Origin of the sequence: Schaalia sp. ORNL0103 (genome assembly GCF_019429565.1) — a bacterium.
Taxonomy (GTDB): Bacteria; Actinomycetota; Actinomycetes; order Actinomycetales; family Actinomycetaceae; genus Pauljensenia.
This window is the reverse complement of record NZ_JAHXSA010000002.1, coordinates 80,793-105,482: the sequence shown is the minus strand read 5'-3', so window position 1 is coordinate 105,482 and position 24,690 is coordinate 80,793. Positions and strand designations below refer to the sequence as shown.

The 24,690-nt window shown below is 66.0% G+C and carries 19 protein-coding genes; 15 read left to right on the top strand and 4 right to left on the bottom strand.

Features of this window, described 5'->3' with window-relative positions; translation table 11 throughout:
• Positions 1–112: 112 nt before the first annotated feature.
• Complete coding sequence (locus tag JJJ16_RS07730; protein ID WP_219752084.1) at positions 113–1,495, top strand: Fic family protein; 1,383 nt, start codon at positions 113–115, stop codon at positions 1,493–1,495.
• 162 nt (positions 1,496–1,657) lie between these two features.
• On the opposite strand, the gene JJJ16_RS07725 is transcribed toward JJJ16_RS07730, so the two are convergent.
• Positions 1,658–4,669 carry a lysylphosphatidylglycerol synthase transmembrane domain-containing protein gene (locus JJJ16_RS07725; RefSeq protein WP_219752083.1) on the bottom strand — a complete coding sequence of 1,004 codons (3,012 nt, stop codon included), beginning with the start codon at positions 4,667–4,669 and terminating at the stop codon, positions 1,658–1,660.
• Positions 4,670–4,782: 113 nt separating this feature from the next.
• Here JJJ16_RS07725 and JJJ16_RS07720 point away from each other — a divergent pair, with 113 nt between their 5' ends.
• The 3 genes from JJJ16_RS07720 (at position 4,783) to pheA (ending at position 8,796) form a co-directional block, all read left to right on the top strand.
• Positions 4,783–5,409 carry a DedA family protein gene (locus JJJ16_RS07720; protein WP_219752213.1) on the top strand — a complete coding sequence of 209 codons (627 nt, stop codon included), beginning with the start codon at positions 4,783–4,785 and terminating at the stop codon, positions 5,407–5,409.
• Positions 5,410–5,412: 3 nt separating this feature from the next.
• The gene (locus tag JJJ16_RS07715) at positions 5,413–7,689 is read left to right on the top strand and encodes a DUF6541 family protein (RefSeq protein ID WP_219752082.1); all 2,277 of its coding nucleotides are present in this window, start codon (positions 5,413–5,415) and stop codon (positions 7,687–7,689) included.
• Between the two features lie 99 nt (positions 7,690–7,788).
• Positions 7,789–8,796, top strand: coding sequence for a prephenate dehydratase (gene pheA, locus JJJ16_RS07710; RefSeq protein WP_219752081.1), 1,008 nt, complete (start codon positions 7,789–7,791; stop codon positions 8,794–8,796).
• A gap of 391 nt (positions 8,797–9,187) precedes the next feature.
• Here pheA and JJJ16_RS07705 read toward each other — a convergent pair whose 3' ends face one another.
• Entirely contained in the window at positions 9,188–10,507 is a 1,320-nt protein-coding gene (locus tag JJJ16_RS07705; protein WP_219752080.1) for a diacylglycerol/lipid kinase family protein, read from the bottom strand.
• Between the two features lie 254 nt (positions 10,508–10,761).
• Between JJJ16_RS07705 and serS the strand changes: the two genes are divergently transcribed.
• Both serS and JJJ16_RS07695 read left to right on the top strand, forming a co-directional pair.
• A complete protein-coding gene (gene serS / locus JJJ16_RS07700; protein ID WP_219752079.1) occupies positions 10,762–12,039 on the top strand; it encodes a serine--tRNA ligase in 1,278 nt (425 codons plus the stop codon).
• On the top strand, positions 12,036–12,953 hold the full coding sequence (locus JJJ16_RS07695; protein WP_219752078.1) for an HAD hydrolase family protein: 918 nt from the start codon (positions 12,036–12,038) through the stop codon (positions 12,951–12,953). Before serS ends, JJJ16_RS07695 begins: the two co-directional genes overlap by 4 nt.
• Here the strand turns inward: JJJ16_RS07695 and JJJ16_RS07690 are convergent.
• Positions 12,922–14,094 (bottom strand): alpha/beta fold hydrolase, encoded by a 1,173-nt coding sequence (locus tag JJJ16_RS07690; RefSeq protein ID WP_219752077.1) that lies wholly within the window; start codon positions 14,092–14,094, stop codon positions 12,922–12,924. The two genes, JJJ16_RS07695 and JJJ16_RS07690, sit on opposite strands and share 32 nt — an antisense overlap.
• A gap of 127 nt (positions 14,095–14,221) precedes the next feature.
• Between JJJ16_RS07690 and JJJ16_RS07685 the strand changes: the two genes are divergently transcribed.
• Positions 14,222–14,821 carry a TetR/AcrR family transcriptional regulator gene (locus tag JJJ16_RS07685; RefSeq protein WP_219752076.1) on the top strand — a complete coding sequence of 200 codons (600 nt, stop codon included), beginning with the start codon at positions 14,222–14,224 and terminating at the stop codon, positions 14,819–14,821.
• Between the two features lie 41 nt (positions 14,822–14,862).
• On the opposite strand, the gene JJJ16_RS07680 is transcribed toward JJJ16_RS07685, so the two are convergent.
• Entirely contained in the window at positions 14,863–15,105 is a 243-nt protein-coding gene (locus JJJ16_RS07680) for a ribbon-helix-helix protein, CopG family (protein ID WP_219752075.1), read from the bottom strand.
• Between the two features lie 257 nt (positions 15,106–15,362).
• Here JJJ16_RS07680 and JJJ16_RS07675 point away from each other — a divergent pair, with 257 nt between their 5' ends.
• From JJJ16_RS07675 to JJJ16_RS07640, 8 genes are all read left to right on the top strand, one after another.
• The gene (locus tag JJJ16_RS07675) at positions 15,363–16,967 is read left to right on the top strand and encodes a xylulokinase (RefSeq protein ID WP_219752074.1); all 1,605 of its coding nucleotides are present in this window, start codon (positions 15,363–15,365) and stop codon (positions 16,965–16,967) included.
• Between the two features lie 243 nt (positions 16,968–17,210).
• A complete protein-coding gene (locus tag JJJ16_RS07670) occupies positions 17,211–18,092 on the top strand; it encodes a DUF5926 family protein (protein ID WP_219752073.1) in 882 nt (293 codons plus the stop codon).
• 91 nt (positions 18,093–18,183) lie between these two features.
• Complete coding sequence (locus tag JJJ16_RS07665; RefSeq protein WP_219752072.1) at positions 18,184–19,032, top strand: glycosyltransferase; 849 nt, start codon at positions 18,184–18,186, stop codon at positions 19,030–19,032.
• Positions 19,029–20,531 (top strand): DUF2079 domain-containing protein, encoded by a 1,503-nt coding sequence (locus tag JJJ16_RS07660; RefSeq protein ID WP_219752071.1) that lies wholly within the window; start codon positions 19,029–19,031, stop codon positions 20,529–20,531. The genes JJJ16_RS07665 and JJJ16_RS07660 overlap by 4 nt, the downstream gene beginning before the upstream one ends.
• A gap of 144 nt (positions 20,532–20,675) precedes the next feature.
• On the top strand, positions 20,676–21,218 hold the full coding sequence (locus JJJ16_RS07655) for a hypothetical protein (protein WP_219752070.1): 543 nt from the start codon (positions 20,676–20,678) through the stop codon (positions 21,216–21,218).
• A 57-nt stretch (positions 21,219–21,275) separates the two neighbouring features.
• Positions 21,276–21,782, top strand: coding sequence for a hypothetical protein (locus JJJ16_RS07650; RefSeq protein ID WP_219752069.1), 507 nt, complete (start codon positions 21,276–21,278; stop codon positions 21,780–21,782).
• Positions 21,783–21,809: 27 nt separating this feature from the next.
• Positions 21,810–23,468: a hypothetical protein gene (locus JJJ16_RS07645; protein ID WP_219752068.1), complete on the top strand. Its 1,659-nt coding sequence runs from the start codon at positions 21,810–21,812 to the stop codon at positions 23,466–23,468.
• Positions 23,447–24,688 (top strand): S8 family peptidase, encoded by a 1,242-nt coding sequence (locus tag JJJ16_RS07640; protein WP_219752067.1) that lies wholly within the window; start codon positions 23,447–23,449, stop codon positions 24,686–24,688. The genes JJJ16_RS07645 and JJJ16_RS07640 overlap by 22 nt, the downstream gene beginning before the upstream one ends.
• Positions 24,689–24,690 lie beyond the last annotated feature (2 nt).

The following is a 24,690-nucleotide window of genomic DNA, read 5'->3' as shown; positions in this document are numbered from 1 at the left end:
GGGGCGCGCCATTTCTCCTAGATGAGATCCAAGACTTGGGGCGCAACATTTCTAATTACTTAAAATTAAGATAGAATTAGAAGTAATTTGATTTTGTGTGAACGGAGCAGTCATGAAGAAGCCGACCCCTCCGCCTTGTCGTCTGGCTGAACTCTATGAGAGTGTTCTCGATAGCCTCAGGGGTATGGATGAGGACCATCGTTCGTCTGTTATTCGTGCGCTAGCTGGCGGACTTGATGATCCAGAGTATCGACCGTGGGAGTATTACTTCCGTGCCGAGCCGGTGCCCGAGGGGCTCACTCGCGAGGCGTGGTGGTGTGCAGTGCGCAGTGCGCGAGCGACCACGGCCAGGCCGACGCCCTTCACGATGAAGGACACAACGCCCTTGACCTTCAATCTTCCAGATGTTCTTTTGAGTCTGAATGAGGACATTACCGCTCAGGCGCGAGGTCAGGTCGAGCTCCCAGGGGAGGTTGCAACGGAGGCTGCGCGAGACAGGTACCTCATCAACTCCCTGTACGAGGAGGCGATCACATCCTCCCAGATGGAGGGAGCCTCCACGTCGAGGCGCGATGCGAAAAAGATGCTCCGGGAGGGGAGACGTCCACAGACGCGGTCGGAGCGGATGATCCGAAACAACTTTCTCGCCCTTGAATTTGTGCGGGGGCGTCTCACGGATAAGCTCACTCCTGAGTTTGTCTGCGAGGTGCATCGGATCGTGACCGAGGGGACGCTCGATGATCCGGGCGATGCTGGCCGCCTCCAGCGGGAGGGGGAGGGCAGGGTTCGCATCTACGGGACAGAAAATGAGGAGCAACTGCTCCATGTTCCGCCGTCCGCATCGGAGCTGCCCGAGCGCCTGGAGCGTCTGTGTTCCTTTGTAAATGGCGAAGGTGAGTATGCGACGCAATATGTGCCGCCCCTCGTAAGGGCGCTCATTGTTCACTTCATGATGGGATACGACCACTACTTCGTTGATGGTAACGGTCGCACGGCCCGCGTCATTGCGCAGTGGGTGATGCTGCGTGAGGGCTTCTTTCTGATGGACTTCGTTCCGGTGTCCCGACTATTGCACAGAGCGCCCGCACAGTACGCTCGCTCATTCCTTGAGGTTGAGCAGGATGAGGGCGACCTTACCTACTTCCTGATCTGGCATGCTCGGATAATTCTGCGTGGAATCCGCGAGCTGCACGATTATCTGGCAAAGAAATCCAAGGAGCTGGATCAGGTGAAGCATCGCCTGCGCGCCACGACGCTCACGAACCGTCAGATCGGCGTCATCGAAGAAGCCTTGCGTGATCCCATGATGACAGTGACAGCGGCGGCGCATGCCAACAAATACAGGGTCACTCCTCAGACTGCGCACGCCGACCTGCGTGGACTCGAGGATGAGGGCTATTTGAGGCGTGTTCGGCGCGGCCGGAGTTTCGAGTGGTATCCGGTGTTGGATCTTCAGCGCCGGGTTGATTGTGCCCTTGAAAGGGACGGTGAGTGACAAGAGGGGAGGGGCCCGAGGGTTGCCGCGATGCGGTGGCAGTCGTCAGGGTGCGACTGTGGATATGTTCGTTGAGAAGGTATTGCTTCCATTTACTTTAAATTCAGTCTTAATTTGAAGTAAATGGATAGTGTTACTGATCTGCGCGCGTCTGTCCGCGCCCTAGATCATGTCCTTCTTCTCCATGTACTTCATGGCCAGCCAGCCGAACGGGATGCGGCCGTAGAAGGTGACGAGACGGTAGAGCAGAGCCGTCGCGATGGCGACCGACGAGGAGATGCCCGCGACCGTCAGGCCCGAGGTCAGCGCCGTTTCAACAGTACCGATACCGCCCGGCGAGGGGATGAACGAGCCGGCCGCGTTTGCCGTCAGGTACGTGATGGACACGGTCGAGAAGTTGAGCGAACCGCCCATGGCGAGCAGGGCCGTCCAGAACGAGCCCACGTAGCCGATGTTCATCAGCAGGTTGCCGCCCACGACCGCAGCGAGGCGACGGGGCTGGCCGATGATCCACAGGAGGCGCGGGTAGACCTGCTGCCAGGTCGGCTGAATCTTCGACCAGATCCAGCGGCGCACCTTCGGCACGGCGACGATGATGCCGACCGCGACCATGACGACCGCGACGACACCCAGGATGGTGCCGTAGGGGACCGACACGGACAGCGACGATCCGGCGATCACCATGACGAGGAGGAGCAGGATGATCGTGATGAGCGCCTGTGAAATCTGCATGAGCGTCACCGTCGTGACCGCCATGGCGGTTGGGACGCGGCGCTTGCGCAGGTAGCGCAGGTTGAGGGCAGCGGGTCCGACGCCGGCGGGTGCCACGATCGTAATGATCGAGGCGGCGACCTGTGCGACGAGCGTCTCGCGCAGGCTCAGCTTCTCGGGTGACAGAGCAACAAGCGGGACCGCGGAACCGACCCAGATGAGGCAGGCAAGCACGGCGGAAGTGAGCATCCACCACAGGTTCGCGCTCTTGACCGTGGTCACGATGTCGCTGAAGTTCAGCGAACCGACGACGATGAAGACGGCGATGAACGCCACCGCGATCGTGAAGATCGTGCGCGGGCGGAAACGCTGCAGGTCAGCGGTGGGCGCGGTCTCGGCCTCGGAGTCACCCACGAGGGCTGCGCGCAGGTCGCCCAGCAGGTCGGAACGGCGCAGGCGCTGATTGATCTCCGCAGGAAGGACGGGCTTCTGGATGACGGGGGCGCACGCGATCAGCGTCTCCTCACCGACGCAGCGTCGGCCGGCCTCGAGCGCGCGCTCGGGGCCCACGGCCAGCGCCGTCAGGACCAGCATCTGTGCGATGTCGATGGACTGGTTTAGCTCGGTGGTCGCAACCTCGCCGGAATCCCAGTCCAGCAGCCACACGTCCGAGGACGAGTCGACGACCACGGCCTCGGGGGTGAGAGCGCGGTGCGAAATGCCGCGCGAGTGCGCGAAGTGCAGCTGCTCCCACGCACGGTCCAGGACCTCGTCCGATGCGTTCTCGCCGAGCTCCGTGAGCGGAGTCGTGGGGGGCAGAGCGGACATGACCAGGATGATCGAGTCGGAGGCCGAGGCGATGCCGATCGGCTCCTGTGTGAACACGCCGGCGCGCAGCGCCTGCAACGTCGTGAAGGAGGAGCGCTCGGCCTGAGCCTTGAGCGAGGGCGACACCCAGCGGCTGATGCCGCGCAGGCGCAGGTTGTTCCACATTTCGAGGAGCGTGCCGGTCAGTTCCTGGCCGGGGTCCATGGCGATGATCTCGTAGGCGAGGCCCGTGTCGCTCCACGCCTGGTAGTGGCGGTGATGGTCGTGGCTCGGGCGGCGCGTCACCGTGACGCCCATGTCGCCCAGGTCGGCGGGCATCTGGGTGAGGTGGCCGCGCGAGTTCTCAGCGACGGCCCACGTAGCCAGGGGCTCCTCGGTCGTGTCGAGGTCGGTGCGCACGATCCGCGAGGGCGTAATCCCGATGTTGAGGAGCGCCTCGACGAGTTTGGCGCCCTTCGCCCGCTGGTCGTCGTAGCCCATGATCCACCGCGAACCCGAGCCGAAAGCGCGGCCCAAGAAGACGGAGATGAAGGCGACGGGCAGGGTCATGGATGAGCGCAGCACGCCGAGAATGAGAATGATCCACAGGCCCGTCCATCCCCACTTGATGGCCTTCATCGACTGGGCCTCGCCGGCGGAGGTGAACAGCGCGCACAGGGTGACGATGACCAGGTTGATGGCGATCGCGATGCCGGTCTGGGAGCCCTGCGTGGCAAGCGCGCGGTCCACGCTCAACGGCGCAGTCAGGTCGGAGGGCAGCAGGCCCGTCAGCAGGATGATGATCCAGCCGCCGACCGCGGCCACGAGGCTCGTCACGAGGACCTGGATGATCGCCTGGAGGCGTTTGCGCAGCGCGAGCGAGACGATCACGAGGATCGGCGTGATCAGGATGATGAGGCCTTCGGCGATGCTCACCGGAAGGATGAGGATCTGGCGGACGAGCTGGAAGCTCAGGACGTCCATGGTGACGCCGCGCGTGGTCGCGCTGGCCAGTGCGCCGATCGTCCAGATGAAGAGAATCGCGATAAGGGAGATGACGACGTCGACAAGGTCTTCGCGGCGGCGGCGCACGGGCAGGATGCGGTCGGCGATGTAGACGGGGCGAGGCAGGCGCATGCGGCGCACGGGCAGGTTTGCGGCGATTTCGCCGGTAGCCGGAGACGCGGCGGATTCAATGTCCGCGTCCTTGTCGTCGGTGCTGGCCTCCGCGTCGGTCTCCGTGGCGGCCTCCGGCGCGCTGTCCTCGGCCTCGTCGGTGGGTTCCGCGGAGCTGGCGGCGTCATCGGCTGTGGGCGCGGACGGGGGAAGCAGGGGATCCGCTGCGCTCTCGTCATTCGTCGACGAGGCGGGGGCGCCCTGGTCGGCGTCCGCGTGGCTGGGAGGAATGCTGGGCGGCATGGCTACGGGCGCGGTCGTCGCGTCCGGCGTGACGACGGGCTCCATGACCTCGGTGTGCGCTTCCGAGGAAGGGACCTCCGGGGGCGGGGGAGCCTGCAGGGGTGCACCGGCCTCGTCGATCATCCCCATGAGGGCATCCACCCCGGATGCCGAGGGGTCGGCGGAGGAGTCGGGGACGAAGAGGATGTTCGTGTCCCCGACCGGAGAACCGTCGTGTGAATCCTTGCGCTTCCTCATGCCGCCTATCCTATATTCGCGGTCAACAAAGGTAGGGTTAGGGTGATACATTCCCGGCAGAAAAGGGCCCTATCGTGACCTGGTCGACACTCGTGACCGCATCAGATCCGTCGATGCTGCACACCGTTATCGAGTGGTTTAAAAATCCCGAGACTCTGCTCGTCGCCATGGGGCCGTGGGTGCTGTGGGGAACGATGCTCATCGTCCTCATCGAGTCGGGTGTCCTGTTCCCGGTGCTGCCCGGTGAATCCCTGCTGTTCACCGCAGGCCTGCTCCACGACCGCCTCGGCCTGCACCTGCCGACGCTCATCCTCCTCGTCGTCGTCGCGGCCTTCATCGGAGCGCAAATCGGCTACTTCCTGGGTGCCAAGTGGGGGCGTCGCTTCTTCAAGCCCGACGCTCGATTCCTCAAGACCGCGCACCTGGAGAAGGCGGAGCACTACTTCACGAACTACGGCGGGCGCTCGCTCGTTATCGGACGTTTCATCCCCTTCGTGCGCACCTTCATTCCGATCGCCGCGGGCATGGCCCGCTACCCCTACCCGAAGTTCCTGGCCTTCAACACGCTGGGTGCCATCGTGTGGGGCGCAGGCTTTATCCTCGTCGGTGCGCTCCTGGGCAACGTGCCTTTCGTGCACGACAACCTGACGCTCATCCTCGGCGTCATCATCCTCGCGTCGGTCCTGCCCGTCATCATTGAGATCGTGGGCAAGCGCCGCGCCGCTTCCGACAAGGAGTAATCCATGCTGGCCTGGTGGATGCTGCTCCCGACCCTGCTGGCCATGATGGTCGCCCTGGTCCTGCCGGGGTTCATGTGGCTGCGGGCGGGAGGACGCTCGTCGCTCGTTGCGATCGGTGCGGCACCCGCGTTCACCTTTGGCCTGATCACGATCCTGTCGGTCGCCTACCCGGCGCTCGACATCGAGTGGGAGCCCTCTACGGCGCTGCCGATCCTCGGCATGAGCGCCCTGGGAGGCGCCGGCGCGTGGAGCCTGAGCTTCTTCCGCCGCAGCAACGACGGATTCTCCCTGCGGGGAGTTCCCCTGCGCGAGGCCATCGGCGTGCGCAAGCCGATCGGTGGACGCCAGGCGGCGATCCGTGCGGCCACGTGGGGAGCGATCCTGGTGGGATTCATCCTCGCGGCGTTGCCCCTCGTGATGGGTGCGACCCCATCGAATCCCGTCCAGCAGTGGGATCCGACGTTCCATCAGAATGGCGTACACGCGATCCTGTACGGCAAGAACGCCAGCCCCTTCGGCGGCCTCCACGAGCTGTACGGCGGTCGCAACGTCTACTATCCGACGGGCTGGCACGCTTTCGTCTCGCTGTTTGCGCGCTACGACTCAGTCGTCCAGGCCTCGAACGTGTCCTCGCTGGCGCTCATGGCCGTGTGGGTCATCGGCCTGGCGGCCCTTGTCTCGGTCCTGACCGCCTCGCGCACCGCGATCATGGCGGCCCCCATCATCGGCGGCATGCTGCTCAATATGCCCGCCGATGCACTCACCATGTACAACCAGTGGCCCAACTCGACGGGCACCGCTCTGGTGCCGGGCCTGGCGGCCATCGCGATCGTCGTGGGGCGCAGGCTGGTCGCCGACCTGCGTGCGGGCGATGGGCTGCGTGCTTTCCTGCGCCGTATCCCGCAGGGGGTGTTCCTCCTCATCGGTGCCATCGGCCTCGTCGGCGCGCACCCGAGCGCCGCCTTCTCGATCCTCGCGTTGCTGATCGCGCCGCTCCTCGCCTCGATCGCGTCCCTCGCCCGACGCGCCTACGGTCGTGGTGGACGAGGCCAGCTCGTCGCCCTCGTGTGGGGTGCCCTCGCGCTTGTTGTGGTCGCTGCACCGCTCCTCGCGCTGTCATCGTCAAAGATTCAGGCGATGGGCAACTACCGGCGCGACGGCAGTAACTGGACCGACGCCTTCCTGCACGCCTTCCTGCCCTACCCGCCGTTCTCGAACACCGCCGGCAACGGTCAGTGGACGTGCGTCCAGCTCATTCTCCTCGTCGTTGGCATCGCGGCGACCGCGCGCCTCCACCTGCTGTTCCGTCGCAGGGATCCCTTGGAGCGTGCCGCCGAGCGTGCTGGTCTCACCGATGAAACTGACGTGGACGCGGAGGAGGCTGCTCTGGCCTCGGCTCAAGAAATCGAGGAGTCTGAGGAGGAGGCGCAGCCCCTGCCGTTCTGGCCGCTGGCCTCCTACATGATCCTTGCGGGCCTCACCGCCCTGGCGTACTCGCCCAACTCGGCGCTGCGCACCTACCTGCTGGCCCCCTGGTACAAGGACGCCCGCCGCATCATGGGCGTCGAAGACATCGCGCTGACCATCCTCATGGCGGTCGGCGTCGCCGCCATTGTTCGCCTCATTCACACCGCCTGGACGAGGTCGCTGCAGCGGATTCTCGCCGAACGCGGAGCCGATGACAACATTGAGGCGCCGCGTTGGCCAATCCAGTTCGCCGTCGGTCTGCTCGTGCTGGTCCTCTCCGGCTTTGGCGCCATCGACGCGCGAAACGCGGCGGTCGCCCAGGTGTATGACCCGACTCGCCTGGGGAAGCCGGGCATGGCCACGATCGGCGAGCTCGCCATGCTGCGCCGCATGCCGTACACGACCGCCCCCGACGCGCTCATCCTGGGCGACCCGATCGCGGGCGCTGCATACTCCGAAATAATCGGCGGACGCAAGGCCGTCTTCCCGCAGCTGAACACCGCTAACAAGGATGTGGCCTCCCAGAAGATCCTCATCCAGCGTTTCCACGACATCGCGACCGATCCCGAGGTGTGCGAGGTCGTGCGCAGGCTCGGCATTACCCACTTCTACGAAGAGGAAGACGGCGCCTACTACAACTTCATGCGCTCCACACGCCACCCCGGCCTTTATAACGTCGACACGTCCACCGGCTTCGAGCTGGTCGACGCGGGCGGCACCGCGAAGCTGTGGAAGATCACCGCGTGCGGCGAGGTGACGCCGGGCGGCGGACGCGAGGCCTTTGCGACCGGCGTGACCGGCTCCCGCGACTGACGATCGCCCGGCCTCGGAACCCGCGCGATTGGCCACAATGCGCCCTCGTCTCCGAAACGAGGCCGCGTCACTCCCTTCGCTCTCGTTACCCTTGACACCATGACGACGAACATTCCCGGCCCCGCGCCCCTCGGTGACAAGCTTCGTATCGCCTTCCTCGGCCCCTTCGGCACGTTTACCGAGCAGGCGGTCCACCAGGTCGCTCCCGCCGGCGCGATCCTCATGCCCATGACGAGCGCCCCGCAGGCGCTCGCGGCCGTGCGCCGCGGCGAGGCCGACCGCGCCGTCGTCCCGATCGAAAACTCCATCGAGGGCGGCGTCAACGCGACGTTGGATTCGCTCTCGCACGGCGACCCCCTCGTCATCGTCGCCGAGATGCACGTGCACGTTGTCTTCCAGCTGGCCGTCCTGCCGGGTACTCGCCCCGAGGATATTCGTCGTATCGGCACCCACCCGCACGCGTGGGCGCAGTGCCGTGGCTGGGTTGAGGAGACCTTCCCCGGCGCGATCCACGTCCCCGCCACGTCGACGGCCGCCGCCGCCGAGCTCCTCTCGGACGGTGACGCGTCCTTCGATGCCGCCCTGTGCAACGCGGTCTCGGTCAACACCTACGGCCTGGAGGCCCTGTTCACCGACGTTGCGGATAACCCGGGCGCGATCACTCGCTTCGTGCTGGTGGCCCGCCCCGGCGTGGTGCCCCCTCCGACCGGCGCGGACAAGACGACCATCCAGGTTGCCCTGCCCGTCAACGAGTCGGGCGCTCTGCTGACCCTCCTCGAGCAGTTCTCGGCGCGCGGCGTCGACCTGTCCCGCATTGAGTCTCGCCCGAGCGGCGATGGCCTCGGCAACTACACGTTCAGCATTGACATCGTCGGCCACATCCGTGAGGAGCGCGTTCAGGCAGCACTCGTCGGCCTGCACCGTTACTCGCCGGATGTTCGCTTTATGGGGTCCTACCCGCGTGTCGATGGTGTGCGCGCGTCGGTTGCCCCGGGAACGACGGACGAGGCCTTCCGCGCGGGTCGCGCGTGGGTCGCGGACCTGCTGCACGGCGGGGATGGCGCGGGCGAGGCTGCGGGCAACGCCCCGTCCTGGCCGCTGGTCTGACGCCCGCGTCGCCGCGCTGAGCCAGTAGGCGTCGCCTCGGCAGGGATAAGCCGGGTCACGGCATCTGCTGCTCCAACGAACTGTCAACCGAGCTGTATTGGGCAGGTCTGCACCAGATAGGGAGCATTACACCAGTTAGGGGGTATTACACCACCTCCGAGCTGGTGTAATGCCCCGTTAAGTGGTGTAACACCACTTAGAAACAAGGCAGATCTGGGCACAGACCCTGCAGCGCTGCACTAGATGCGGGAGCAATGCACTAGTTGTGGGGGCATTGCACTGCCTGCTATCTGGTGCAATGCCGCGCTAAGTAGTGCAATGCCGCGTTAAGTAGTGCACTGCTACTCAGCGACAAGCTCGTGCGCGTCGCGCGTCGGGTAAGGACGTGGGCTTAGCCGGGCAGCAGCTCCATCCACGTGCGCTCGGCGGGCACGGCAATGTCGAGGGCACCCGCCTGCATGCGAATGTGCATGGTGTGGGCGAGCCCGATCGCGTCGCCGTCCACCTGGCACACCTGGGCCTCTTCGGCCGTGACGGACGCTCCCTTCGCCTGGCGGAACGCGACCTTGCCGGTCGAGACGGGCAAATTGATCGGGCGCAGGCCGATGAGCTGGCCGAGCATCTTCCAGGTCACGTCCGCCCAGCCGAGCAGGCCAGCGAGCGCGTCGACCGCGATGACGTCGATGAGGCCGTCCGACAGCTCCGCATCGGGCGCGAGGACCAGCATCTTCATCTCGCCCGCGTTCGCGAACATGACGGACCGGGCCTCGACGCGGGTGATCTCATCCGCGGGTGAGCGCAGGGTTTCCGTGCTCGCCGAGGAGGTCTCGTCCAGGGCCTCTCCAGTGATCTGATCGCCGACGCCCAGAGGGTCTGCCACTCGAGCGGCGGGGGAGCGCAGGGTCAGGCGTGCCTTCATGCGTGGAACGCCCATTGCGCCCAGTCCGGCCCACACGTAGGCGATCCATCCGATGCGCTTCTTCAGTTCGGGGTTCGTGTCCGCCATCGTTGCGCCGTCGTAGCCCATGCCCGCGACGACGAGGCACGCGTACTCGTCCGCGCGCGGCTCCATCGACGAGGCCGGGGCGCCCTGGTCCGCAGCGCTGGCTTCGGGGTGTAGCGCGGTGCGTGCCGCGAGGCGTAGTCCGCCTTCGGCGGGCTGAGTGGATTCCTGGGTGACGTCTTCGACGCGTACCCACGCCAGGTCGACGGCGCGGTGGTTGCGGTCGACCGCAACGGTGAGGGCCTCTTCGGGGTCGTCGGGGACGGAGAGGTTTCCGGCCAGGACGTTGCCGGTGCCCACGGGGATGATGCCCATGCGGACGCCGGAGCCTGCCATGCCGGCGGCGACGGCGCGCACGGTCCCGTCTCCGCCCGCGGCGATCACGACGGTGGCACCTTCCTCAAGGGCGCGCACGGCCTGCCCGGTGCCTGGGTCTTCGCGGGTGGTCTCGCGCCAGTGCACGTGGTCGATGCCGAGTTCTTTGGCCTTGCGGTTGATGCGGTCCTTGAAGGCCTGTGGGTCCTCGTGCTTCGAGGGGTTCATGATGATCCAGGGGCGGGGACGTCCGCGCGTCGGGTCGTCCACCGATGCGGGGATGTCAAGGGCCTTGCGGCGGCGGTGCCTGCGGGTGAGGGCGGTTGCCAGACGCGCGACTCCGATGGCTCCGGCTCCGGCGGAGGCTGCGAGTGCCCAGTAAATTCCGTCCATGTGCCTAGCGTATCCCGCTTTATGCCTGTGGACGGGTTGTGAAGTGGCTTTTCGTTGCACTTCGTGTCACCAGAGACGAGCTGACGTGTGCTCACCGTCATCTTGTCCACACGGTTATGCACCAAAGGTGGATAACTTTCAGGGTTTTGAAGACCCCAGGGGTGTAGTTTGTGCATAACCTTGACCTGCTGTGTTGAATTCAAAGTCGTGGCGGTAGGGGACATGGCGCGCCCACCTGGCATAGGATGGGACGCATGATTGATGTGCGTGCCCTGCGTGAAAACCCCGAACCCGCCCGCGCCTCCCAGCGTGCCCGCGGAGCGAACCCCGGCCTCGTCGATGAGATTATTGAGGCCGACGCCGCCCGCCGCGAGGCCCTGCAGGCTTTCGAGACGCTGCGAGCCACCCAAAAAGAGGTCTCCAAGTCTGTGGGCCGCGCCTCCAAGGAGGAGCGTCCGGCGATCCTGGCTCAGGCCAAGGAGCTCGCCGAGCAGGTGAAGGCCGCCGAGGCCGCCGCAAATGCGGCCGACGCCGAGGCTGACCGCCTCGCGCGCCTCCTGCCCAACCTGGTCGTCGACGGCGTGCCCGTCGGCGGCGAGGAGGACTTCGTGGTTCTGCGCCACGAGGGACCCGCCCCCCGCGACTTCGCGGCCGAGGGCTTCGAGCCCCAGGATCACCTCGCGCTCGGCGAGGGCTTGGACGCGATCGACACCAAGCGTGGCGCGAAGGTCTCCGGTGCCCGCTTCTACTACCTCAAGGGCATCGGTGCCCGCCTCGAGCTGGCCCTCATGACGATGGCCATGGACCAGGCGCTGGCCAACGGCTTCGTGCCGATGATGACCCCGACCCTCGTGACCCCGCAGGTCATGGGTGGTACCGGCTTCCTCAACGAGCACTCCGACGAGATCTACTACCTGCCCGCCGACGACCTGTACCTGACGGGCACGTCCGAGGTGGCCCTCGCCGGCTACCACGCCGATGAGATCCTCGACCTGTCGGATGGCCCCAAGCGCTACATGGGCTGGTCCACCTGCTACCGCCGTGAGGCCGGTTCCGCGGGCAAGGACACGCGCGGCATCATCCGCGTTCACCAGTTCAACAAGGCTGAGATGTTCAGCTACTGCCGCCCCGAGGACGCCGCCGAGGAGCACCAGCGCTTCCTCGCGTGGGAAGAGGAGATGCTCGCCAAGGTCGAGCTGCCCTACCGCGTCATCGACACGGCCGCCGGCGACCTGGGCACCTCCGCCGCCCGCAAGTTCGACTGCGAGGCGTGGCTGCCCACCCAGGAGCGCTACATGGAGGTCACCTCGACCTCGAACTGCACGACGTTCCAGGCGCGCCGCCTCGGTATTCGTGAGCGTCGCGAGGACGGCATGACCGCGGTCGCCACCCTCAACGGCACGCTGGCCACGACCCGCTGGATCGTCGCCTTCCTGGAGAACCACCAGCAGGCGGACGGCTCGATCTACGTGCCCGAGGCCCTGCGCCCCTACCTGGGTGGACTCGAGGTTCTGAGCCCGGTCGCTCGATGAGCCAAGAGCGCTTCCTGACGGTCCCCTCCACCGGCGAAGTCGCTCGCCCCTTCGAGGATCTTCTCGACGAGGCCTCGGCCGCCCTGCCCGCCGACTTTCCGACGTCGGCGGGCCAGGTCCTGGTCGCGCTCGACATCGACGGCACGATCCTGACTCCGGCGGGGGCGACCCCGCGCGTGCTCGAGGGGATCCACGGCCTCGCCGCCGCGGGCGCCCAGGTGCTCATCGCCTCGGGCCGCGCGCTCGAGGGCGTGATTCCCGTTCTTAAAGCCCTGGAGTTCACGGACGGGTGGGCGCTGTGCAATAACGGCGCGACCCTCGTACGCGTGAGCGGCGGGGCGTGTGAGATCGTCGAGGAGCGCACCTTCGTGCCCGGCCCGATCCTGGAGGAGATTGCCGCGGCCGTGCCCGGCGCGGTGTTCGCATCGATGCCGCACCCCGACATCCTGCTGTCCGCTCCCTTCCCGAACAACGAGATCGAGGGGAGCGATCACCGCATCGTGTCGATGGAGGAGCTTGCTTCCACGCCGACGCCGAAGATCGTGGTGCGCGCCGCCGAGATGGATCGCGAGGAGTTCGATCGGATCCTGTCGTCCCTGGACGTGTCGCGCACCCACGAGGTGTTCGTCGGCTGGACGTCCTGGGCGGACATCGAGCCCCTCGGCGTCACCAAGGCGAGTGGCCTGGAGTCTCTCCGTCAGCGTCTCGGCCTGCCCGCGTGCGGGACCGTCGCCGTCGGCGACGGAACGAACGACATCGCGATGATCGAGTGGGCGGCTTTCGGCGTCGCCATGGGTGGCGCCTCCGATGAGGTGCGCGCCCACGCCGACCACGTGACGGCCGCCGTCGAAAACGATGGCGCCGCCGCGGTCATGCACGGCATCATGCGCCGCTGCGGGGTTGGCGGCCGCTGAGCCACTCACCCATGATCGCGAAGGCGCGGTCCAAGTCCCCTATCTGACAGTGCTGCGCCATGTCCGGGTCCTGCGCGTGATGGAACGCGCGTACCTCCAGTAACTCAGCGTTTCTCAGGGCGCGGCGCACGTCGCCCAGGCGCTCGAAGGGCACGTACTGATCCGCATCCCCAGCGAGGACGAGGCACGGCTGGGTGATGCGCCCCTCGAAAGGTTCCATCGTGTAGTCGCCGAAGGCTCGCAGCACCTGGCTGGGACTGTTCAGTCCCGTGAGGTGCTGCGCCTGCTGGAGCTTCCACGATAGGTCCGCGCTGAGTCGTGAGACCATCCCCAGACCGGCGTCGATGAGCCGAGCGGGCCGCGGGTTCTCGATGACCGCGTTCGCGATGGGGCGAAGGGGACGAGGCAGTGGCATCGTCAGGCCGTCCAGGAGCCGGTACATCATGTCGAAGGCGATCACGCGCGTGATGCGCGGGCAGTGGGCGGCCGCGCGCATGACGAGGTAGCCGCCGAAGGAGACCCCGAGGGCGGCGGCGTTGTCGATGCCGAAATAGTCCAGCACCGCCTCGGTCGGGCGCTCCCACTGGGGCTCTAGCGGCATGCCAGCCAGCGCCGTGTGTCCCTGTCCCGGGCCATCGAAGGCGATGATGTCGAAGGGGCGGGTCGGGAAGTGGGACGCGAAGTCCATGATCTCCTCTGCATACCCGTCGAATCCGTTCATCATGACGAGCGTGGTCGGGGTACCCGCCGGTGCCTGCGCTCGGTCCGCCGGATCCGCCTCCCAATGCATCGCGGTGAGCTCCCCGCCGCGATAGGGGACCGCGTGCCGGGTGAGCGCGAGGCCTCGGTGGGCCTCGTCGAAAGAGCGTGACATCGCGTCGATGAAGCGATGCTTGCGGGGGTCGTCGGCCCCGAGGTAGAAGGCTGCGAGCTCGTAGAGGCGCCACGCGGCATCCGCATCCCCTCCCGACTCGAAGCGCTCGGCGAGGTGCTGGGCCAACGCCGTGATCTGCGTCGTCGTCCGCAGGCGGGGGAGTGTCGTGGCCGCGATCTTGTCCATTCCGGGGCGATGGAGGATCGGTGCGAAGGTCCGGTTGAGCTGCAGGTCGAATTGGCGATTGCCGGTGTACTCGGTGAACATGGTTCGACGCTATCGCTCTTACAGCTGGGGCGGACCGCACAATAACAAACGGAGTGTTGGATACCGTACGACGCGAACGCCATGCGTAGGATAGGCCCATAAATAGGGCAAAAATGATCGGAGAAACATGTTTCTGCGGAGTGCGGATAAGCATGGGCGCGAGGCCGAGAAGAACCTGGATCTGCGCATCCGGAAGACGCGTCGGGCCATCCGCTCGGGCCTCGTCAAGGCGTGCCAGGCAAAGCCCTACGCGCACGTGAGCGTCACCGACATCTGCGCCGCGTCGATGGTGTCGCGCACGACCTTCTACGACCACTACACCGACAAGGACGCGCTCCTGGCCGAGGTCGTGTCCTTCCTCCTCGAAGAGATCACCCCTGCCCTCGAGGGCCTGTGGTTCGGCGAGGGACGCGACGCCCGCGCCGTCGCCCGCCATCTCGCCGACGTCTACGCGCGCAATGGGCAGGCCCTGAAAACCCTGCTGGCGATCCGCGTGGGCGGCGAGGGGGATCTGCATGAGCAGCTTTATCGCACGTGCTGTTCGGTATTTACCGATTGGGCGCGCGGTCGTATGGACGACGAGGTGCTTCCACTGGCCGCGGACGTCTACGCGTCCGTCGTCCTGACCTTCATCGAGCGTAGCGCCACCAAGCCGCTCACCGACAAGGAACTCGCCGCCATCGACCGCGCGCGTGAGCTCTTCATCGAGGGCTTTGGCACTCGGTAGGTCAGCGGTAGATGCGTGACTGATGATCGAGGGTGAGCAGCTCAGCCCTCCAGGCCAAGAGTCTTCACCGCCTCGTCAAGGCTCACTGATGTGGCTCGGCCGCTGCGAATGTCCTCGAGTTCCGCCTGTAGTGAGTAGGCCAGCTCGATCTCTTCGAGCGCTGACTCGATGGCGCGATTCATGTAGAACGACTTCGTTCGCCCCGTCCGCTGGGCGAGGGCGGTGAGGCGGGCGTCGATCTCAGGATCGAGCTTGACGGAGCGTGCGACCCGTGCGGTAGACATGTGTCCTCCTCAAATATGACTACGCGTAGTCTACGCTATTCGCCCGCCCTGTGAAACTGTTTCGACGACGCGTGATGGCGTGGGTTGAATGGGCAAGTGGTGGTCTGGCTATTCCGGCCTTCTGTCAATCGGAATAGAGTGATCGCGAACAGAGCGTTCAGTATCTCCCAGACGGACACTACCCGCTTGAGCGCAAAGGTGTTATCGTTAACGCAACCCCGGCCCCGGCCTCGTCAATGAAGACCCAAGGAGCACACATGAGCACCGACCCCCGCGCCGCCATCGCCGCCGCTGACACCGCGCTTGGCATCGAGTTTGGCTCGACCCGCATCAAGGCCGTCCTGATCGGCCCCGACCACGAGGTGCTCGCCACCGGCGGCCACGGGTGGGAGAACCATCTGGAGGACGGCTTGTGGTCGTACACCCTTGACGAGGTCGTCGCCGGCCTGCAGAGCGCCTACGCCTCCCTGGTCGCTGACGTGCGCGAGCGGTACGACGTCACCCCCACGACTTATGGCTCGATCGGCATCTCCGCGATGATGCACGGCTACCTTGCCTTCGATGCCGAGGACAACCTGCTCGCGCCGTTCCGCACGTGGCGCAACACGAACACCGGGCGCGCGGCCGACGAGCTCACCCGCCTCTTCGGCTTCAACATTCCGCTGCGCTGGTCGATCGCGCACCTGCACCAGGCGGTCCTCGACTCCGAGGAACATGCGCTGCGCGTCGCCCGCCTGACGACCTTGGCAGGCTGGGTCCACCACCAGCTGACGGGACGGCATGTCCTGGGCGTCGGCGACGCCTCGGGTATGTTCCCGATCGACTCGGAAACCGGTACCTACGTGGAGTCCTACCTTGATCAGTACGAGGCCCTGGTTCAGGACCGGGTCCCGTGGCGCCTGCGTGATGTCCTCCCGACCGTGCTGAGCGCAGGCGAGGACGCGGGGATGCTGACCTCCGAGGGCGCCGCGCTCATCGACCCGACCGGCACGCTTCAGTCCGGGATTGCGCTGTGCCCGCCGGAAGGTGACGCGGGCACGGGCATGATTGCGACGAACGCGATCGCGCAGCGTACCGGCAATATCTCATGCGGCACCTCCGTCTTCCTGATGGCTGTCCTCGAGCGCTCCCTCACTGAGCTGCACACCGAGATTGACATGGTGACCACGCCCGACGGCTCGCCCGTCGCCATGGTTCACTCGAACAACGGCGCGTCCGAGCTCGACACGTGGGTCGGCTGGTTCGCCGACTTCGCGCGCCTCGTCGGTGCCGACGTGCAAGTCCCGGCGATCTACGACGCCCTCTACAACCACGCGCTCACGGGCGAGGCCGACGCGGGCGGCGTCATGGCCTACAACACGCTGTCCGCCGAGCCGCTCGTCGGCCAGGAGGCAGCCCAGCCGGTCTTCACCCACACCGCGGACGCGCGCGTGAGCCTCGCCAACGCCGTGCGCGCCCAGCTCATGAGCATCTTCGCGGCCGTGCGCATCGGAGTCGACATCCTGAGCGGCGAGGGCGTGCGCCTCGACTCGCTCTTCGCCCACGGCGGCCTGTTCAAGACCCCGGGCGTCGCCCAGCAGATCCTCGCGGACTCGCTGAACATCCCCGTCTCCGTTGGTGACACCGCGGGCGAGGGCGGCGCGTGGGGCATCGCGGTGCTCGCGCGCTACCGTGCGGTCCTCGCAGGGGACGAGGCCGCGCCCGCCCTGCCGGACTACCTCTCCGAGCGTGTCTTCGCGGGCGCTTCCGTCTCCACCCTCGAGCCCACCCCCGAGGGCGTGGCCGGGTACGAGCGCTTCCTCGACGCCTACCGCGCGGCCCTGCCCGGCGTGGAGGTCATCGCCCGAGGCGCCGCCCGCTGACAAGGCGTCGGCACGGACCCTGCGCAGGCGCATGTTTACCCAAAAATGTCGCACGTAATTCCCCGCGATCTATTTCAAATATTGAAATCAGATCGTTGAAATTCCGCGTAATTCTCGATACCTAATAAAAGGTAGGGGTACCAAATTACGTGCGACATTGGGGGAGGGGGCGCGGGGGGCGAGGGGACCGGCTCGCCCAGCCCCCACCTCGTCGATTGGGTGAAACCCGCTACGATTAGACCCATGGGTAAAGCTAGCCGCCGTAAGAAGGTCACCGATCCCGCCAAGCTCAAGGCGTATCGCCCGCCGATCCCCTTCGTCGCGCGCCCCTACGAGGGCCTGCCGAAGGAGATCGAGCTGGTCGCCATGCGCGAGCTCATCCCGGCGGCCACGCTGACCGCACGCACCGACGCCGACCACGGCGCCGTCGAATTCGACTTCGTCACTCTCCTGCCCGAGGGCCACCCCGCGATGGTGCGCCCCGACGGCCGCATCCTCGTTGCGCTGCAGACCCGGTCGAACTCCGCGGACCTCAGCCACGACGCGGGCGCCGCGCTGCTCGCCGCCATCGCCGCGAAGGAAGCGGGCGACGAGGGCGTCATCTCGATCGACGTGCGCGAGCCCTCCGAGCGTCTCCAGGACATCGTCGACGCCGACAGCTTCACGGACATGAAGCTCGAGGAGGACTTCTCCTTCTGGTTCGACCCGGCCGAGGAGATCGACGACCAGACGCGTCGCGCCCTCGAGCAGAACCGCGACGAGATCATCCCGACCGAGCCCGTGCCCGGCGTCCCCGGCGCGTACTGGTGCGAGATGAACCGTAACTTCGTGCGTTTCCTGACGGACAACGACGAGACCAAGCTCTTCGACGCGCTCGCCCGCCTGGCCGCGCGCGGCGAGGCCAACGTCGGCGAGGGCTCCCGCTACGTGGGTTCCTTCCGCGCGTGCGGCCTGATCGTCCCGGTCTTCGAGCTGCCCGAGGGCGCCAGCGCGGCCGACGTCGCGCCCGGCACGCAGGCCCTCGCCAAGGCCCTCGAGGAAGCCCTGAAGGTCACCGACCGCCTGGATGACAAGGAGCGTCGCGCACGTCAGGGCCTCGTCTCCCGAGCTGTGACGATCCGCTAAGAACATTTTTACCTGTCGTTTAGACAGGTTTGTCGCTCACATTACGGGCGGCGGGACGCGATTGCGCCCCGCCGCCCGTAGACTGTTAGTCGTGAACTATCCCGCCGGATCTCGAGGTTCCCAGCCGCAGCGCGTCGCCGCCGTCATCGCTGCACACAACGTCGGACGCGCCGTCGCGGCCACCGTGCGCGCGTGCCGCGCGATACCCAGCGTTGACCTCCTCATTGTCGTCGACGATGGTTCCACGGATGACACCGGCCGCGCTGCCCGAGCCGCCGGTGCCGTCGTCGTGCGCCACTCCGTCGAGCGCGGGCGCGCCTCGGCCATTGAGACCGGCGTGAAGGTCGCCGCCATGCGCGACCGCCCCGACGGGCCGCCCCGCCACATCCTGCTGCTCTCTCCCGACCTCGGCGAATCCGCGGTCGAGGCCACCGCCCTCGTCGAGGCCGTTTTCGCCCGCCAGGCCGACATGGCGATCGCCGTCCCGGCCGCGGGACGTGAGTACTCCGGCTACGGGCCGGGCGTCGCACGCCGGCTCATCCGCCGCAAGACCGGCTGGAACTGCCACTACCCCCTCAGCTATCAGCGCTGCCTGACGCGTGAGGCCATCGACGCGGCTATGCCCTTCAGTGGCCGCTACGTGCTCGAGGCCGCGATGACGATCAGCGTCTTGCGCGCGGGGCTGTCCGTCATGGAGGTGCCCTGCAACTTCACGCATTCGGGCGCGGACCGCTCGCTCGGCTCGCTCAACCGCCCGGCGCGCATGTTCGACGCAGTTCGCGCTACGGTCAGCCAGCTCTTCCACTCCGACGCGCGCTCGAAGCGCCGCGCCGACCACGAACAGGGGATCGGCGTGCCCTATCCGGCGCCGGCCTCGGCCCGCGACGAGGCGGAGGCAACTGACTTCTCTGACGCGCGCCGCACGGAGATGGTCGGGTGAAGGGCCTGGATCGGTTAGCCGTCCGTCGCTTCATCGCGACCTGGTGGCTGCCCACCGTCATCGCCTGCGCTGTCGGTGCGCTCTACGTCTTCTACTCGGTGGCGCAGTGGCGCGCGCTCGTCGCCCCCTCGTGGGACCTGGGCATCTTCGCCGAGGCCGTCCAGGCCTACTCGCGCTTCGAGGCTCCGGTCGTCCCCATCAAGGGGCCGGACTACAACCTGCTGGGCGATCACTTCCACCCGATCCTGGCGCTCCTGGGACCGATCTTTCGTCTCTTCCCCTCCGCGCTGACCCTCCTCGTCGTTCAGGACCTGTTGATCGCCGCGTCGGTGTTGCCGATCGCACGCCTCGCGCAGCGCCTCCTCGGCCGTGGCGGCGCCCTCCTCGTCGGGCTTGCCTACGGGCTGGGGTGGGGGCTGCAGGGTGCGGTCGGTGCCCAGTTCCACGAGGTCTGCGTGGCCGTCCCGCTGCTGGCGTTCGGAGGCGTCGCCTTCGTTGAGCGGCGCTGGGGAGCGTGCATGGCGTGGCTGGCGCCCCTCGTTCTTGTTAAGGAGGATCTGGGGCTCACGGTCTTTGTCGCCGGACTCGCGATCGCCTGGCGCCGCCGACGCGAAGGACGGTCTGCTGTCCTGCGGTCGATAGCGTATGCGTTGTTCGGCATCGTCGCGTTTGTGCTGACGGTGAAGGTGCTGCTCCCGGCGATGAACCCGGCGGGCACGTGGGCCTACTCCCTCGATGGGGCCGCGACCGGGGCGGGCACGCCGACCGGCGGAACCACCGCAGCGCACGCAATCCCCTCCCTGTGGGACATCCTGACGACCCCCTCTGTCAAGCTCGTGACCCTCATCGTCCTAGTGGCCGGTGCTGGCTTCGTGGGCACGGCCTCCCCGTGGTTCGCACTGGTTGCGCCGACGCTCGCGTGGCGCTTCGCGGGTTCGGTGGAGAGCTACTACGGATGGGACTCGTGGCACTACAACGCCGTGCTCGTCCCCATCGCGGCGTGCTCGCTGCTCGACGTCATCGACCAGTGGCTCGCACCCGAGCGCGCTACCGCCGAGACCGACGCGGACGCTGAGGAAGAGGCCCCGGCCTCGTCGAACCTGGGCTGGCGCGTCGCGGCCTGGGCGGCCGCGTGCGTGCCCGCTATGTCGCTGGCTCTCACGGCCTCGTCCCTGCCGCTGTGGCACCTGCCCGACCTCAAGGAGGACCCGCGCATGGCCGCCGCCCTCGGCGCGCTCGACGCGGTACCCGAGGGGGTGAGCGTCGAAACCGACACGACGCTGCTTGCACGCCTCGTGCCCGGTCGCGAGGTCTACTGGGTGGGCACGACCGGCACTATGGATACCCCTCCGGAGTATGTCGTCATCGACGCGCGCTCCTACGCGTGGGGCGATCAGCAGGTCGATGCCGAGTCGTGGGGGAGCGCCGCCCACCCCGGCCACACCTACGAGACCGTCTACGCCAAGCAGGGCTTCCGCGTCGCGCGACGCACCTCGTAATACGACAGGCGTTGCACGTTCAATGCGGCTGGGTTCACTAGACGAATGACAGCTTTATTGCGCTGAGTGAGCATCGAGTGTGCATAGCACCACGGCGTCCTCTTTCTCGCATATGATTGGTTCATCTGAAAGCAGGAGAAAAATATGTCCTCTCTCGTGTCCCGTCGCGCATGTGCGGCCACCTCGTCCCTGCTGCTCGCTGCCGTTGCGCTGTCGGGCTGCTCCCTCTTCGGTGGGGGTGGCTCTAAGGCCACCGATATCAGCAAGCTGCCCAACATTCCTCAGGGGCAGAAGCAGCAGCTGGTGCAGCAGATGCAGTCCGCGTCGGGCGATCAGAAGAAGCAGATCGCTGCGAAGGCCGTCGCCTTGAACAACATGGTCGGCGCGCAGCTGGTGGCCGAGGATCCTGTGTCGATCTCTCAGCAGAAGTTCAAGCTGGATCCCAAGGGCCAGACGGTCGTGAATAAGAATGAGACGATCTACCAGATGATGTCGGCGACCGACTACTGGCGTCTGGGCAATGACACCTACGACCTGTGCGTGGAGCAGAACTGTGAGTACTACTCGTCCTGGACCGTGGACGTGGAGGGTTCGGGCTCTGACCTGACCTACGTGTGGACCCTGAAGATCGAGGGCCCCGACCAGCCTGACCAGCCGCTGGTCCGCCGCTTCAAGGTCGCCAAGTAAGCAACTGGGCGCATCGCAGCGCTCTCTTCATCTTCCATCAATTTTAAGGAGCTACGAATGGCCGATCAGGCAGGAGTCGACAGCGAGAAGCAGGTAGCGGCAACCGCTCACGTGGTCGAGAGCGGCGATGCCGTGACTTCGTCCGCGCAGGGTTCCTCGTCTCTGGGCGCTGCCCAGAAGACGATGTTCTGGGGGCAGGAGAACGGCCCCCAGTCCATGGGCGACACCTCCGCCGCTCTGTTCGACAAGATATCTAAAGTCCTCGCGAAGGAAGCAGAACTCATCTCCACCTTCGAGGCTCAGATCAACGCAACTCTCAAGGACTTCACGGGTACAGAGCAGGACAACAAGCTCCAGCTCGCGAAGATTCAGGAGGCGCTCAACCGAGTCGACAAGTCCGACGCCGCAGTAGCAGCCAAGGCAGCGCAGCATGAGCTCGACAAGTTATTCGGGACCTTTGGAATTAAGTCGCCTATTCAGCTCCCCATGCAATCGGGGCCGACGCATTCAACGTCTTCCGCTGGTTCGGCACCTACCACTACACCCGGTCCGCGCAAGTACTGAGACATTTCGAGACAAGGGGATTAAATCATGGTGTCGTCACCGATGTACGAGCGACTCAAGGTTTTCATGCAGGCCGCCCGCTCCAATCGCGATCTGGACGCGTGGGAATCCGACCACCAGCAAACGATTAAAGGCCTCGAAGAATCCGTTGAGCGCCTCAAGCAGTACCGTGACTCGCAAGGATTCGTGGGAGAAACAGCCGATGCCATGAATGCGTGGGTTGATAAGGCAGTTGCGCGCATCAACGGCTACAAGGCCCACTATCAAGTGAGTCACGAAACCTACGAGGTAGGCCGTCGAGCAATGGAGGCAGCCCTCAAAGAAGCCGAGCTGCTCTCGCCAACCCTCCTGGATGCCGATACAGCCGCCATGCGCGACAACCCCGTCGTCATGGTTCCCAGTTCCTCGCCCGGAGGCGGCATTTCTGTGTTGAGCAAGCGCTTCACAACCGGCGCTGCCTACGTGGACGCGGTAGAAGCCCAGGCCAACGCCCAGCGCGAGGCCGCGGCAACACGTATCCTCACCCAGGTGAATGCGATGACGGGCGCACTCAGTATGTCGATGCGGACCCTCAGTTCCATCGCGGATGCTCAGCAGAAACAAGACCTCGAGTACGGCGCGGATGCTCGAAAGGCTACCAAAGCTGTAGACGACTGGGCTAATGGCGCAAGCACTTCCTTTGACCGTTCCGCGGGCCGAAACCCTTCCTCGGGCACGTACCCGGGTGGTTTCGCCCAGCCCTGGTGGAGCGAGGCGGACGCCGCCGCGGCGCGTAACCGTACGGTCGCATCGGGCGCAATCCCGACTCAGGAGCCGGCCTACGGTGAGCTTGGGTCGCGCACGAACCCGATTACGGACCCCCAGGAGCTCATGGGGACCGACCTACTCCACACCCCCGCGAACGGCACGGCGTACCGTAACGGCGTCCTCGATGGGCACACCCCAGCACCGCCGGCGGACGCTCATCACCCGCTGTGGCGTCTCAACGGCGGCGCGGCTTCCGACTCCGCCACGGCAGGCCGCCTCGGCGGCGCGGGCGTCCTCGGCGCGGGCGCGCTCGGCCTGCGCGGCGCAGCCCGCATGGGCTCGGGCAGCTTCGGAGGCTCCGGTTCCCTCGGCGGCTCGAGCGTCTTTGGTCGCTTCGGCGGCGCGGGTGCCGGCGCGAACGGCCTCGGCGGTTCCGGCTCGGCCAGCGGCCTGTCCGGTGCTGGTCGCATGGGTGCTGCGGGCATGCGCGGCGTCACCGGCTCGACCAACGGTCTGGGTGCTTCGGGGGCCGCTGGCCTGAAGGTCGGCTCCTACTCGGGTTCCGGCTTCGGCTCCTACACTCCCCCCGCTGGCTCTGCGGGCGCAGCCGGTGCTGGCGGCGCAAACGGCGCTGCTGGTTCCTCCGGTGTCACCGGCACCACGGGCGCAAACGGCGGCAGTGCCGCCGGAGCTGCCGCTGCTGGTAAGGGTGGCTCGACGGGCGGCGGCTTCATGGGTGCCGGCGCAGGAGCAGGTGCAGGCGCGGGTAAGGAGGACAAGAAGGGCCGCAAAAACCGGTACGTCGCCTTCAAGTTCGACGACGACGAGGACGAGCTGCCCGCGGGCTACGTGAATCCCCTGTCGCAGACCTCCGGCACCGACAAGGACATCGCACCGGCGAAGCGCACTGACGACGGATGGGACCCGCGCCAGTGGTGAGCATCTCCTCCAACGCCGCGCCCCGTTCTCCCTTCGCTTTCGTGGGGAGGGCGGGGCGCGCCGCGCGCGCCCTGACCACCGCCGCCTCCGCGCTCGTGCTGGCAGCTGGGGCCCTCACTCTGGCCCCAGCACCGACCTATGCGGACGATACTGTGCCTTCCCAGGAGTATTTCTCCTACTACTCATTTGACTCTGCACGTCAGAAGGGATATACGGGCAAAGGCGTCACGATTGCTCTCATTGATGCCGGTGTCAATACGAGTGCGCCCGCGTTGAAAGGGGCGAACGTCACCGACAAGAGCCGGTGCACCGTCGAGAGCAACGCTGAGGGAACGCGCCACGCCACTGATATGGCGACCATTTTGGTCTCGCCCTACACCGGCGTCGCACCCGACGCGACACTGTACTCCTACCAGAGCACCAACTCCGGAACACAATCCGAAGGAACATGCACAGCAAACGGCGCGGCGCTAAATTCCACCGGAGCTCTCATCAACCAGGCAGTCGAGGACGGGGCCCAGATCATCTCCGTCTCTCAGAGCGAATCCGACAGCAGCAAGGAACTCAAATGGGCGATCGCCAACGCTGTGTCTCGCGGCGTCATCATCGTTGCATCCGTCGGAAATAACACGAAGGATGAAAACTCCCGTCACCTCAGCCGGTGGTCCGGCGTCGTTGGTGTTTCTGCCATCAATAGTGACGGCACGTTCGCGTCCTACTCCTCCTGGGGTAACGGTGTCGTCACTGCTGCTATCGGCGGTCCTTACAATTCGTATGATCCCTCCACCAACGAGCCCACAACCGTCAGCGGAACTTCTGTGTCAACTGCGCTCGTCGCTGGCATGCTGGCGTTGGCGCGCCAGAAGTGGCCCGACGCAACCACCAACCAGATCCTCCAGTCACTCGTCCACTCTGGTCTTAACCCGAATCACGAGTGGAATCAGTACACCGGTTATGGTGCTATTGACGGCGGCGGACTCGTCATCGACGATCCCTCACAGTACCCGGACGAGAACCCGATTCTCAACAAACCAGGCGGTTCCGAGCCCACGGCTGATGAGGTCGCCGACTACGCCGACGGACTCATCAATCCCGCTGACAACCGGGCGATCCCTGATTCCTACGTGTACCGAGGCGCCGACGATAACGTCGTCATGTACCAGTCCGAGCTAAAGACACAGCTCCACCTGGGAACCAGCCCCCGCTACCACCGGAAGTGACC